We start from the raw sequence: 13568 nt of genomic DNA, 5'->3' as shown, positions 1-13568 counted from the left end.
CACCCGCAACCGAGAGGAACCCGATGAGCACCGACACCCTGGCGATCCGCGCCGAGATCGAGCAGGAGATCGCCGGCCTCACCCTGCCCGTCGCCCTGGCCCGCACCGTCGAGGCGGAGGGTGACCGGGCGGCGTACTCCGACAAGGTCGGGATCGACCTGTCCGCCGGCTACGCACCCGGCTGGCGCACGCTGACCTGGAACGAGCTGCGTGAGCGGGCGCTCGACGTCGCCGGCGCGCTGTTGGCGGCCGGTGTGGAGGCGGGCGACCGGGTGGCGCTGATGGCGAGCAACCGGATCGAGCACGTCGTCGCCGATCTCGGCGTCGTCCACGCGGCCGGGATCTCGATGTCGGTCTACAACACCCTCTCGCCCGACCAGATCGCGTACGTCGCCGGTCACGCCGAGCCGAGTGTCGTCGTCCTGGAGAGCGCCGACCACCTCGCGCGCTGGGAGCGGGCGCTGGCCGAGTCCACCTCGATCCGCCGGGTCGTGGTCATCGACGTCGCCGCGCCCGACGGCGACGACCGCTTCGTCGCCTGGGACGCCTTCCTCGCCGCCGGTTCCGCCTGGCGCGCGGACCACGCCGCGCAGCTCACCGAGCGCACGGCCGCCATCTCCCCCGACGACCCGCTGACGATCCTCTACACGTCCGGCACCACCGGGAACCCGAAGGGCGTCGTCCTCACCCACCACGCGGTGCTCTACGAGTGCCTGTGCTCGCTGCGCGTGGCAGCGCCGACGCAGCACAACGAGTTCATCTCCTACCTCCCCTTCGCGCACATCGCCGAGCGCACCCTGGGCATGTACATCCCGCAGGTGATGGGTGCCCACATCCATCTCGTCGCCGACCCCGCGCTGCTGCTCGGCGCGCTGGGCGAGGTGCACCCCACCCGCTTCTTCGGCGTCCCGCGGGTCTGGGAGAAGATCAAGACCGGCATCTCCGCCAAGCTGGCAGCCGAGACCGACCCGGAGAAGAAGGCCCAGGTCGAGGCCGCGCTCGCGGTGGGCCTGGAGTACGTCGAGGCCCAGCAGACGGGTCGCAGCGTCCCGCCGGAGCTCGAGGCCCGCTTCCGGGCCGCCGACGCCGGGCTGCTCGCGTTCCTGCGTGCGCTCCTCGGCCTCGACCGCTGCGAGTGGGCGGCGTCGGCGGCGGCACCCATGCCGCTGGAGGTCGCCCGCTTCTTCGCCGGCCTCGGCATGCGCATCTACGACGTCTACGGCATGACTGAGACGTGCGCGGCCGTCACGGCGTGCGGTCCGGACCAGTTCCGGCTCGGCACCGTCGGCAAGTCGCTGCCCGGCATCGAGATCAAGCTCGGTGAGGACAACGAGATCCTCGCGCGTGGGCCGGTCGCCTCGAAGGGCTACTACAAGCAGGACGACGCCACCGCCGCGCTCATCGACGCCGACGGCTGGGTCCACACCGGCGACATCGGCGAGATCGACGAGGACGGCTTCCTCAAGGTCGTCGACCGCAAGAAGGAGATGATCATCACCTCCTCCGGCAAGAACATCGCGCCCTCCAACATCGAGAACTACCTCAAGGAGAGCCCGATCGTCGGACACGCCCTGGTCTTCGGCGAGGGCAGGCCGTACGTCGTCGCGGTGCTCACCCTCGACGCCGAGATCGCGCCGCTGGTGGCCGCCCAGGTCGGCATCCCCGCCGGCACCTCGCTCGCCGAGCTGGCCCAGCACCCGGCGATGCTCGCGATCGCGCAGCAGGCGGTCGACGCCGCCAACGAGCGCCTCTCGCGCCCCGAGCAGGTCAAGGCCTGGGAGCTGCTCCCGGTCGAGTGGACCGCCGAGTCCGAGGAGCTCACCCCGACGCTCAAGCTCAAGCGCCGCGTCGTCCACGCCAAGTACGCCGACGTCCTGGAGAGGCTCTACTCGTGACCGCCGTTGCTGCCGCCACCGCCATCGCCACCCGTCCGGGTTGGGTCACCGACGAGCGGATCGCCGAGTGGAACCGCTGGGTGTTCCGCGACCCGGCGGCGAGTGCGACGAGCACCGCGGTCGCGCCGTACGACGGCCGGCCGACGGCCGCCGTACCCGTGTCCAGCGCTGGCGACGTGGTCGACGCGATCGCCAGTGCCCGCCGTGCCCAGACCCGTTGGGCGCTGCTGCCGTGGCGCACCCGCGCGGGGATCGTGCTGCGCTTCCACGACCTGCTGGTCGAGCGGCAGGACGAGGTGATCGACCTGATCCAGTGGGAGATGGGCAAGGCCCGGTTCAGTGCCTGGCAGGAGATCCTGCAGGTCGCCACCATCGCCCGCCACTACGCCCGGCACGGCCACCGCTACCTCGTCGACCACCAGGTGCGCGGCGCGATCCCGGGCCTCACCAAGGTCCGCGAGGTCCGGGTGCCGAAGGGCGTGATCGGCATGATCTCGCCCTGGAACTACCCGCTCTACCTCGCTGTCGGCGACGTGCTGCCCGCCCTGCTCGCCGGCAACGGCGTGGTCAGCAAGGCCGACTCGCAGACGCCACTGACCCTGCTGTGGACCCGGGCCCTGCTCGCCGAGGCCGGGCTGCCCCGCGACATCTGGCACGTCGTGGTCGGACCCGGCTCGGTCGTCGGCGACGCGCTGATCGGCTCCCCCGACGCGCCGGGCGCCGGCGTCGACCACATCTGCTTCACCGGCTCGACGGCGACCGGCCGGCACGTCGGCCGCCGCGCCGGCGAGATGCTGATCGCGGCCTCGCTGGAGCTGGGCGGCAAGAACCCGCTGGTCGTGCTGGCCGACGCCGACGTCGAGAAGGCGGCGGCCGGCTGCGTGGCGGCGGCGTTCGCGAACACCGGCCAGATGTGCATCCACATCGAGCGGGTGATCGTCCACGAGGACGTGTACGACGAGTTCCGCGCCGCGCTCGTCGCCGCGACCGAGGCGCTCACGCTGGGGCAGACCTTCGACTACGGCGCCGACGTCGGCTCACTGGCGTCCCCGGCCCAGCTCGAGGCGGTCACCTCGCATGTCGCGTCGGCCGTCGCGGCGGGCGCGACCGTGCTGACCGGCGGCCGGGCCCGGCCCGACCTGGGCCCGCTCGTGCACGAGCCGACCGTCCTCGAGGGCGTCACCCCGGACATGCCGGTGTGCCTCGAGGAGACCTTCGGACCGGTGATCTCGCTGTACCGGGTGGCGACGGACCTCGACGCGATCCAGAAGGCCAACGAGGGCCGCTACGGCCTCTCGGCGAGCATCTGGTCGCGCAACACCGCCCACGCCGAGGCGCTCGCCGGCCGGATCCGCGCCGGCTCGGTCAACGTCAACGACGGCGCGGCCGCGGCCGCCGGCTCGATCGAGGCAGGGATGGGCGGCATGGGCGACAGCGGCCTCGGCCGCCGCCACGGCGCCGAGGGGATGCGGAAGTACACCGAGTCGCAGACCGTCGCCACCCAGCGCCTGGTCCCCCTCGGCCCACCCGCGGGGATGGCGCTGGAGAGGTTCGTGGGGCTGGGCAACGCCCAGCTGAGGCTGCTCCGGAGGCTGCGGGTGCGCTGAGGTCACCTTCTCGCGTCGTACCTGACGATCGGGCTGTGAAGATCTGCAGCCCGTTCGTCAGGTGCGACGTCTCCTCAGGCGGCGCGCAAGATCTCCACCGCGAGCGCCGGGGCGAGGTCGCCCTTCGGGGCGACCACGACCTCGGCCAGGCCGAGCCACCGCGCCAGCCGCTCGAGCTCGGCAGCCAGCTCGCCCGCGGTCTCGGCCGGGGCGTGCGGCTCGGACCACGCCGACTGCACGAGCAGCCGCCCGGTGGCCCGGTCGGCCTTGAGGTCGACGCGGCCCACGATCCGCTCGCCGAGCAGGAACGGCAGCACGTAGTAGCCGTGCACCCGCTGCTCGGCCGGCACGTAGATCTCGATCCGGTAGAAGAAGTCGAACAGCGCCTCGGCCCGGTCGCGCTCCCACACCACCGGGTCGAACGGGCTCAGCAGCGCCCGCGCCCCGACCCGGCGCGGGAGCCGCGCCTCCCGGTGGAGGTACGCCGGGCGCTTCCACCCCTGCACCTCGACCGGCTCCAGCTCCCCGGCGGCCACGAGCTCCTCGATGGCGACCCGGGCCTCCCCGACCCGGATCCGGTAGTAGTCGGCCAGGCAGGCGGCCGACGCGACCCCGTGGGAGCGGGCCGCTCGTCGGACGAGCTCGACGTGGGCGTCGCGGGCGGTCATCGCGGGGGCGTCCAGGACCCGGGCCGGCAGCACCCGCTCGGGCAGGTCGTAGCAGATCTCGAACTGGCTGTTGCGACCCGCGATGGCCAGCTCGCCGGTCATGTAGAGGTAGTCGAGCATCCGGCGGGTGCGCGACCAGTTCCAGCCCCAGTGGTCCTTCGTGCGCGGCAGCCCGTCGTCGAGCTCGCGCGCCGTGCTGGCGCCCCGGTCGGCGATCTCGGCGAGCAGCGCCGACTCGAGCCTGTCGCCCTCCTCGACGGTGAACCACTTGCCGCGCCGGGCGCGGTAGTCGTCCATCCGGTGCCGCATCGCCGGCCACAGCTCGACGGGCATGAATGCCTGCACGTGCGCCCAGTACTCCACGACCCGCCGGTTGCGCCCGCTCGCCGCGCGCTGGAGGAGGCCGACGTCGTAGCCGCCCATCCGGGAGTAGAGCGGCATGAAGTGGGCGCGCTGCAGCACGTTGACGCTGTCGACCTGCAGCACGCCGGTGCGGGCCAGGGTGCGGTCGAAGGTGCGCAGCGTCGGGGCGCTGTGGGCCGGGTCGAGGAAGCCCTGCGCGGCCAGGGCGATCCGGCGGGCCTGGGCGAGCGACAGCGACTGCGTCACCGGACAGCCGAGGCCGAGGCACGATGCCTCGGCGTGGGTCCGGGGAGACTGGGCAAGCGCGGCGACCGAGCTCGCGAGGTCACGGCAGCGCGTCGAAACCTGGTCATGGCGCGAGCATAGGACGCGGCGCCGACACCCCCGGAAGTCGAGGAGGTCGCGCAGCGACCGTCGCGAGACCACCCGCCGCGCTCTCCCCAACCGCGCCCTGCGAGTCCCAGCAGCACCTCACCTGGCCTCGTGACGCGTCGGCGACCTCGCTTGCTTCGCGGCGCGAGCTCGCCGACGCTCCTCGACCTTCGACCGCTGACCGCGGGTTCGCAAGCTCACCCGCGGGCGGTCTCACTCCAGCTCGACCAGCTTGGCCCGCACGGCGTACATGACCGCCTCCATCCGCGAGTGCAGCTGGAGCTTCTCGAGGATGTTGCGGACGTGGTTCTTGACGGTGTTCTCGCTGATCGCGAGCTGCGCGGCGACGTCGCGGTTGCTGAGACCGCGCGCCACGAACCGGAGCACCTCGAGCTCACGGTCGGTGAGCTTGAGCGCCGGGCCGGGCGTGCGGTCCGGCTTCGACATCGTCTTGAACTCGTCGATCAGCTTGGCGGCCATCGAGGGGCTGATCAGCGACTGGCCGTCGGCGACCACGCGGATGCCCTGGGCTACCTCCTCGATGGAGGAGTCCTTGAGGAGGTAGCCCGAGGCACCGCTCTTGACCGCTTCGTACAGGTCGGCCTCGTCGTCGGAGACGGTCAGCATGATGATCTTCGTCATCGGGACCGCCTCCTTGATCGCGACGCACGCCTCGATGCCCGACTGCTTCGGCATCCGTACGTCGAGCAGGACCACGTCGGGCACGCTGCTGACCACGAGACCCACGCCGTCGATGCCGTTGCTGGCCTCGCCGACGACCTCGATGCCGTCCTCGATGCCGAGCAGCATCGTCAGCCCACGCCGGAACAGCTCCTGGTCGTCGACCACCACCACACGTACCGGCTCGCTCACGGGCTTTCCCGGTGCTGCGGATGCCGGCGAATTTCCATCCGCCACGGCGGCATCATGACACGACCTCCCGAGAAGGTGCCGGTCCAGACCGGTTTCGACGGTCGCACGACGGTCAAAGGGTCAGCCCTGGACGCTCCCGACGTCGAGCGAGATGACCCCGTAGTCGTACCCGCGGCGACGGTAGACGACCGCCGGACGCTCGCTCTCCTTGTCGACGTACAGGTAGAAGTCATGACCCACCAGCTCCATCTCGTAGAGCGCCTGGTCGAGCGTCATCGGGCTCGCCGGGTGGGTCTTCTCACGCACCACGAGCGGCCCGTCGCCGGTCACCGTGATCGGGCCGACCTGCCGCTCGATCGCGACGTCGTCGGCGACCTCCTCGGCCTGCGTGCCCGCGACGTCGGAGAGCGCCTTGCCCACCGAGACCGGCGTACGACGGCCGCGGTGCACCCGGCGCCGGTCGGCGGCCTTGCGCATCTGCGCGGCCATCTTGTCGAGCGCGAGGTCGAGCGCACCCATCTTGTCGTCGGCGGAGGCCTCAGCCCGGATCACGGGCCCCTTGGAGTAGGCCGTGAGCTCGACGTGGACGGCATGGTCGTGCTGGCGCGGGTTGGCTTCGCAGTCCACCTCCACGTGGACCCGGATGATCCGGTGATCGTGCTTCTCCAGCTTGGTGAGCTTCTCGGCGGCATGCTCTCGGAACCGGTCCGAGATCTCGCAGTGCCGTCCGGTGACCACAACGTCCATCAGTTACCTCCAAGGGGATTTAGGCGTGATGGGTGTTCCTGCCGCCCCGGCAGGAAGTGAGAGGGGTCGGTGGGACCGACCGGGGGGCGCCGGGACGCCGGCGACGCGCGGTGGAGCGGCGCAGATGGAGTCCGCCCGGCCGACCTGGTCTTCGTCCCCACACCCGCCTGCTGGGGCTTCCGCAGCTTGTTGCCACTACCGGCCCTCTCCCGGAGGCGGACGTGTCTGACGTCCGGTCCGAGGCAGGACTGACGACTAAGCCGCACCGTGATCACCACGCACGGGGGCTCCGCCCCCGTGGACCCCCGAAAGGTTCCCCGAGGACTGCCGTCCGTACGTGACTTACGTGGACCGTTTCGCCTGCGACTGGCATCGGCTTGGCGCTCCGGACGAGGCTCGCACCCTGTCTGAGCGACGCAACCACGGACCCGGGCGGACTCCATGACCAGACGTTAGTCCGTCGCTGGTGACGAAGAAAGGCTTGACCCCAAGTTCAGGTCGGAGGTCCCCCGGCCGACGGGGCGCGGGTCCTGCGCCGGGTGGCCGCGACCACCGCGGCGGCGTGCACGGGCACCCCCGCCGCCTCCAGCGCGCGCTGCGCCTCCCGCACGGTGGCGCCCGTCGTCAGCACGTCGTCGCACACCACGACGTGGGCGCGGGGGCAGCGCCGGGCGAGGCGTCGTACGCCGGCCGCGGGCGCCGTCATCGAACCGGCCAGGTTCACGGCCCGGCCGGCGGCGTCCAGCCCCGCCTGGTCGACGACGCCCGGGCGCAGCCGCAGCACTCGACCCACCTGGACCTCGGGACCGAGCAGGCCGGCCGCCACCCGGGTCATCGCCAGCATCGGGTCGTGACCGCGCCGGCGCACGGTCGAGGCGCGCGAGGGCACCGGCACCAGCACGACCGGGCCCGGCGCGGACGCAGCGGCCACCGCCACGGAGCCCGCCAGCAGCTCACCGAGCGGCCGGGCCAGGGCGAGCACGCGGCGCTCCTTGTGGGCGAGGACCAGCGCGCGCAGCAGGCCGCCGTACTCCCCCACCGCGTACGGCGGCACCAGGCCCGCCGGGCAGGGCGTGGGCCAGTGCGGGCCGGCCTCCTCTGCGCACGCCCGGACTGCCTCGCGGCACGCGGGGCAGCAGGGCCGGCCGGGGCGCCCGCATCCCACGCAGCGCGAGCCGAGCACCAGGTCGACGAACCCGTCGGCGAGGAGCGGCAGGGTCCTGCCTGCGGTGGCCACCGGGCCAGCCCAGCAGCCGAGCCGGCCCGGGACAACCCTCGCCCCGGGGCCTGTGGAGTCAGCCGGCGTAGTCGAGCTGGGCGAGCCCGTCGGGACCGGCGTCCTGCTCCTCCTGACGCACGAGGTCGACGAACCGGTCGGCGTAGACGGCGTACACCGGGGCGTCCTCCACCGGAGAGGCGGCGAGGCCGAGGACCTCACCGGTGACGATCGTCGAGAGCACGTCGACGCCGATCGTGGCGCCGTCGGCGGCGACGACGTCGGCCTCGTAGAGGCTGCCCGGCGCCGTCGCGGTGAGCAGGGCGACCCGGACCGGACTGGCCCAGGCGAGGTCGGTGATCGGGCTGCCCTCGGGGCCGCGCACGACGAACGGCCGCAACGCTCGCCGGACCTGCCCGCGGCCCCCGATCAGCACCCGGGCGCCGACGACCGCGTCGCCGCTGCCGGGGACCCGGACGGTCCCGACCAGGCGGGTGCCGTCGCGGCTGACGACGAGCTCGCGGGCGCGGGCCCCGGTGATCCCGGGGACGCGGACGGCGCGCGGCCCGGTGCCGTCGTACAGCCACACCACGGCGCCACCCGGGCGCCGCTCGAGCACCCACAGCCGCCCGGCGTTGTCCCAGGTCGGCCGCGCGTACTGTCCGCCCGACAGCAGCACGGCGGCCCCCGGCTCGGCGGCCGACTGCTGCACCCGGGCCAGACGGACCCGGCTGCCACCGAGGTCGACCGCGGCGGCCTCCTCGTTGTCCGGGCGGACCGCGACCGCGACCACCCCGGCGCCCTCGTCGCCGAACGTGCCGGTGACCGGGTCGAGGTCGGCGTCCCGGGCGCCGGAGACCAGGCGGCCCTGGCGGATGCCGTAGAGCGTCTTGCCGCCGCCGGGGCCGGCCGGCCCGAAGGCGGCGGCCGCGTCGACGGAGTACTGCGACACCCCGCCCGGCAGGGGCAGCGCGGTCCCGTCGACGCTGACCCGCAGCGCGGTCACCGCCGGGTCCTGGCGCAGCGTCCAGGCCAGCTGGGCGAGCATCAGCTCGGCCTGCTCGGAGGTCACCGACTGGGCCTCCCCGACCAGCGCGATGTCGGCGACGCCGGCGTCGCTGACCGGGACGGACAGGCCGACGCTCAGACCGGCCGGCAGGAACGAGCGCACCACGCCCTGGGCCAGGGGCGGCGGCCCCGCCAGCAGCCCCGAGACGAGGCTGGTCGCGAGCTGGTCGCCCTCGGGCACGAACACCGGCTCGGGAACGAGGATCTTCGCGATCGGGTCGAAGTAGTAGAGCGACACCTGGTGGTAGCGCTGCCGGAACCACGAGGCCGGGACGACGAGGGCGTCCGGCGGGTCGACGATGCGGTACTCCCCGTCCTGGATCGCCACCCGGAACTCGAGGGTGAGCTCGTCGGTCGCCATCGCGCCGCGCCACGCCCCCACGGCGTCGAGCCGGTCGGCCGCCGTCAGCTGGACCGACACCGTGCCCGCGCTCTCACGCACCGGCAGCGAGTCGCTGTAGATGACCGTCTCCTGCTCGGGGTTCCAGCCGGCGGCGGCCTCGTCGGTGAGGTACTGCTTGGCGACGCTGGTCTGCACCGGCCACGCGGTCATCGCGTCGAGGAAGCCGGCGACCACCTCGGTTCGGGACGCGCCGTCGACCGGTGGCCGCGCGTCGATGTCACTGGCGCGGCGGGTGTCGCCACGGTCCGTGCCGCGGCTCTGCACGACCGGGCCCGACGTGGGCAGCGACGTGCAGCCCGCCAGCACGGCCAGCACCAGCGCGAGCGCCGGGAGGACCCGTGAGCGTGTCATTGCTTCCCCTCCTCCGGTACGACGCCCGCGGGCCCGACCACGACGGCGGCGTCGCTCGACATGGCGTCCTCGGGGACCAGCGGCAGCGGGCTGTGCCGCAGCGTCCCCCCGGCGTGGCGCGGCACGGTGAGCCGGAACTGCGCCCCCTGCCCGGTCCGGCCCCAGGCCTGGAGCCAGCCGCCGTGCAGGTGGGCGTCCTCCTGGGCGATCGCGAGCCCGAGGCCCGTGCCGCCGCTGGTGCGGGTCCGGGCCGGGTCGGAGCGCCAGAACCGGTTGAACACCATCGAGGCCTCCCCCGGCGCCAACCCGACACCGTGGTCGCGCACCGTGATCGCGGCGGCCTCCTCGTCGGAGGCCAGCCGCACGATGACCGCCTCGGTGGGGTCGTCGGCCAGGGCGTGGTCGATGGCGTTGGTGACCAGGTTGCGCACGATCCGCTCGATGCGGCGCACGTCGACGTCGGCCTGGACCGGGTGCCCCGGCTCCTCGACCTGCACCCGCACCCCCCGCTGGTCGGCCAGCGGCCGCGCGGCGTCGACCACCCGTCGTACCAGGTCGCCGAGGTTGACGTTCTCGGTGGCGAGGACGGCGGCGCCGGCGTCGAAGCGGCTGATCTCCAGCAGGTCGACGAGCAGGTTCTCGAACCGGTCGAGCTCGGCCTGCATCAGCTCCGCCGAGCGCGCGGTGGCCGGGTCGAAGCTCTCGCGGGCGTCGTGGAGCACGTCGGAGGCCAGCCGGACCGTCGTGAGGGGCGTCCGCAGCTCGTGGGAGACGTCGGAGACGAAGCGGCGCTGGACCCAGCTCAGCTCCTCCAGCTGGCGGATCTGGCGCTGGAGGCTGGTCGCCATCTGGTTGAACGAGTAGGCCAGCCGGGCGATGTCGTCCTCGCCGGTGACCTGCAGCCGCTCCTGCAGCCGGCCGGCGGCGAGCCGCTCGGCCACCCGACGGGCCAGCCGGATCGGCGTGACGACCTGCCGCGTCACCAGCCAGGTGAGCCCGGCGACGAGAGCGAGGAGGAGACCGGCGGCGGTCAGCAGCCCCCGGGTCACCAGGCTCAGCGTCTCCTCCTCCTCGGTGAGCGGGAACAGGAAGTACAGGGTGTAGGTCTTGCCGTCCGAGGGCAGCTGCACCTGGGAGCCGACCACGATGCCGGGCTCGCGGCTGGTGCCGGCACCGGGCCCGGTCCCCGACGAGCGCACGATCTCGGTGTAGGTCCATGCGGTCGCGCGGCTCGGCCCGTCGAAGTGCTCCTCGAGCGATGCCGGGATGCTGGCCAGGTCGAGGCCGCTGGTGTACTCGCCGCCGCCGGTCCGCAGGGCCGGGTCCTCCCCCTCGGGGCCGGCCAGCACGACGGCGTACCCCCGGCTGTCGCCCCGCTCGATGATCGGGTCGACGAGGTCACGTTGTTGCTGGCTGGCGTTGACCTCCCGGCCGGACGCCGCCTCGAGCCGGTCCTGGGCGTCGGCGACCTCCGCGTCGACCTCGCCGAGGACCACGTCGGCGCGGTGGTGCAGCAGGCCGTCGCGGGTCTGCTGCAGCAGGATCCAGCCGACGCCGCTGACCACGACGGCCGACAGCACGACCGTGCTCGCCACGACCCGGGCCTGGATCGAGCGGCGCCAGAAGGTCAGCGCCCGCCGCAGCCGGGGGGCGAGCCACCCCCAGCACCGGCGGAGCGCGGCGAGCACGCGGTGACCGGACCCGGCCGCCGCGGGCCTGGTGGTCATGACCCCGAGCCGGCCTTGTAGCCGACGCCACGCACCGTCAGCACGATCTCGGGGTGCTCGGGATCGTGCTCGACCTTCGAGCGCAACCGCTGGACGTGGACGTTGACCAGGCGGGTGTCCGCGGCGTGCTGGTAGCCCCAGACCTCCTCCAGCAGCACCTGGCGGGTGAAGACCTGGCCGGGCTTGCGGGCCAGACAGAGCAGCAGGTCGAACTCGAGCGGCGTCAGCGAGATCTCGTGGCCGTCGCGGGTGACCGCGTGTCCGGCCACGTCGATCTCGACGTCACGGATGGTGAGCGTCTCCTGCGGCACGGCGTCGGTGCGCCGTACCCGGGCCCGGATCCGGGCGACCAGCTCCTTGGGCTTGAACGGCTTGACGACGTAGTCGTCGGCCCCGGACTCCAGCCCCACCACGACGTCGACGGTGTCGCCCTTGGCGGTCAGCATGACGATGGGCACGCCGGACTCGGCGCGGATCTCCTTGCACACGTCGATGCCGTCCTTGCCGGGCAGCATCAGGTCGAGCAGCACCAGGTCGGGCCGGTACTCGCGGAACGCCGCCAGCGCCAGGTCGCCGCGCGGGCAGGGCCGGCTCTCGAAGCCCTCCTGCCCCAGCACGATGCCGAGCATCTCCGCGAGCGGGGCGTCGTCGTCGACGACGAGGACGCGTCCCTTCGTGGCGTACGGCGCGCTGCTGGGCGGGGTCACGCCGTAATCCTAGGCGGCAGCACGCCGGAGGCCCGGCACCACCACGGTGCCGGGCCTCCTCGACGTACTGCTCAGTAGCGGTAGTGGTCCGACTTGAACGGGCCCTCGACCGGGACACCGAGGTAGTCGGCCTGCGCCTGGGTCAGCTCGGTCAGCTCGACACCGATGGCGTCGAGGTGCAGGCGGGCGACCTCCTCGTCGAGGTGCTTGGGGAGCACGTAGACGCCGATCGGGTACTCCTCGAGCTTGGTGAAGATCTCGATCTGCGCGAGCACCTGGTTGGTGAAGGAGTTCGACATCACGAACGACGGGTGGCCGGTCGCGTTGCCGAGGTTCAGCAGGCGGCCCTCGGACAGCACGATGACCTTCTTGCCGTCCGGGAAGATCCACTGGTGGACCTGCGGCTTGATCTCGTCCTTGACGATGCCGGGGATCTTCGCGAGGCCGGCCATGTCGATCTCGTTGTCGAAGTGGCCGATGTTGCCGACGATGGCCTGGTTCTTCATCCTCTCGAAGTGCTCGACCCGGATGATGTCGAAGTTGCCCGTCGTGGTGATGAAGATGTCGGCGAAGTCGACGACCGACTCGAGGCGCTTGACCTCGTAGCCGTCCATCGCCGCCTGCAGCGCGCAGATCGGGTCGATCTCGGTGATGATGACGCGCGCACCCTGGCCGCGCAGCGACTCGGCCGAGCCCTTGCCCACGTCGCCGTAGCCGCAGACGACGGCGGTCTTGCCGGCGATCATGACGTCGGTGCCGCGGTTGATGCCGTCGATCAGCGAGTGACGGCAGCCGTACTTGTTGTCGAACTTCGACTTGGTGACCGAGTCGTTGACGTTGATCGCCGGGAAGAGGAGCGAGCCCTCCTTGAAGCGGTCGTAGAGGCGGAGCACACCCGTGGTGGTCTCCTCCGTGACGCCCTTGATCGCGTTGGCGATGTTGGTCCAGCGCTGCGGGTCGTTCTCGAGGGAGCGCGCGAGGACCCGGAGGACCTCCTTGAACTCCTCGTTGTCGGTGGAGTCCTGGCCCGGCACGGCGCCGGCCTTCTCGAACTCGACGCCCTTGTGGACGAGCAGGGTGATGTCACCGCCGTCGTCGAGGAGCATGTTCGGGCCGATCTTGTTGCCGTCGGCGTCGGTGAAGTCGAAGACCTTCTCGGCCTCGTCCCAGTACTCCGCGAGGGTCTCGCCCTTCCAGGCGAAGACCGGCGTGCCGGCGGGAGCGTCGACGGTGCCGTTCTTGCCGACGACGATGGCCGCGGCGGCGTGGTCCTGGGTCGAGAAGATGTTGCAGGTCGCCCAGCGGACGTCGGCGCCGAGGGCGGTGAGCGTCTCGATGAGGACGGCGGTCTGGATGGTCATGTGCAGCGAGCCGGCGATCCGGGCGCCCTTGAGCGGCTGGTCGGCGCCGTAGCGGGCGCGCATCGCCATCAGGCCGGGCATCTCGTGCTCGGCGAGCTCGATCTCCTTGCGGCCGAACTCGGCCAGGCTCAGGTCAGCAACCTTGTAGTCCATGAGTGATCCTCGAGGTTCGAGTGTCGTGTGACAGCTGGGTCCTGCGGCGCATCTGCG

Annotated in this window: 10 protein-coding genes; 2 read left to right on the top strand and 8 right to left on the bottom strand. The window is 72.4% G+C overall.

All coding sequences use genetic code 11. From position 1 onward, the window contains the following. The first annotated feature begins 23 nt into the window (after window positions 1-23). Both KU893_RS18260 and KU893_RS18255 read left to right on the top strand, forming a co-directional pair. The gene (locus tag KU893_RS18260; RefSeq protein WP_218235824.1) at window positions 24-1895 is read left to right on the top strand and encodes an AMP-dependent synthetase/ligase; all 1872 of its coding nucleotides are present in this window, start codon (window positions 24-26) and stop codon (window positions 1893-1895) included. Beyond that, window positions 1892-3502: a succinic semialdehyde dehydrogenase gene (locus tag KU893_RS18255; protein ID WP_218235823.1), complete on the top strand. Its 1611-nt coding sequence runs from the start codon at window positions 1892-1894 to the stop codon at window positions 3500-3502. Before KU893_RS18260 ends, KU893_RS18255 begins: the two co-directional genes overlap by 4 nt. Before the next feature lie 74 nt (window positions 3503-3576). Here KU893_RS18255 and KU893_RS18250 read toward each other — a convergent pair whose 3' ends face one another. The 8 genes from KU893_RS18250 to ahcY all read right to left on the bottom strand — a co-directional run bounded on the left by KU893_RS18250 (window position 3577) and on the right by ahcY (window position 13511). After that, window positions 3577-4779, bottom strand: a complete 1203-nt coding sequence (locus KU893_RS18250) for a winged helix-turn-helix domain-containing protein (RefSeq protein WP_257441564.1) — start codon at window positions 4777-4779, stop codon at window positions 3577-3579. Window positions 4780-5118: 339 nt separating this feature from the next. Beyond that, window positions 5119-5778, bottom strand: coding sequence for a response regulator (locus tag KU893_RS18245; protein WP_257441565.1), 660 nt, complete (start codon window positions 5776-5778; stop codon window positions 5119-5121). A gap of 120 nt (window positions 5779-5898) precedes the next feature. Continuing rightward, window positions 5899-6525 (bottom strand): ribosome hibernation-promoting factor, HPF/YfiA family, encoded by a 627-nt coding sequence (gene hpf, locus KU893_RS18240; protein ID WP_218235822.1) that lies wholly within the window; start codon window positions 6523-6525, stop codon window positions 5899-5901. Between the two features lie 493 nt (window positions 6526-7018). Continuing rightward, on the bottom strand, window positions 7019-7762 hold the full coding sequence (locus KU893_RS18235; protein WP_218235821.1) for a ComF family protein: 744 nt from the start codon (window positions 7760-7762) through the stop codon (window positions 7019-7021). Between the two features lie 58 nt (window positions 7763-7820). After that, a complete protein-coding gene (locus tag KU893_RS18230; RefSeq protein WP_218235820.1) occupies window positions 7821-9563 on the bottom strand; it encodes an LpqB family beta-propeller domain-containing protein in 1743 nt (580 codons plus the stop codon). Beyond that, window positions 9560-11290, bottom strand: coding sequence for an MtrAB system histidine kinase MtrB (gene mtrB / locus KU893_RS18225; protein ID WP_218235819.1), 1731 nt, complete (start codon window positions 11288-11290; stop codon window positions 9560-9562). Before mtrB ends, KU893_RS18230 begins: the two co-directional genes overlap by 4 nt. After that, window positions 11287-11997 carry an MtrAB system response regulator MtrA gene (gene mtrA / locus KU893_RS18220; protein WP_257441566.1) on the bottom strand — a complete coding sequence of 237 codons (711 nt, stop codon included), beginning with the start codon at window positions 11995-11997 and terminating at the stop codon, window positions 11287-11289. Before mtrA ends, mtrB begins: the two co-directional genes overlap by 4 nt. A gap of 71 nt (window positions 11998-12068) precedes the next feature. Continuing rightward, window positions 12069-13511: an adenosylhomocysteinase gene (gene ahcY, locus KU893_RS18215; protein ID WP_218235818.1), complete on the bottom strand. Its 1443-nt coding sequence runs from the start codon at window positions 13509-13511 to the stop codon at window positions 12069-12071. Between the last annotated feature and the right edge of the window lie 57 nt (window positions 13512-13568).

Source organism: Nocardioides daeguensis (genome assembly GCF_019192965.1).
Taxonomy (GTDB): Bacteria; Actinomycetota; Actinomycetes; order Propionibacteriales; family Nocardioidaceae; genus Nocardioides; species Nocardioides daeguensis.
This window is presented reverse-complemented; position numbering and strand designations above follow the sequence as displayed.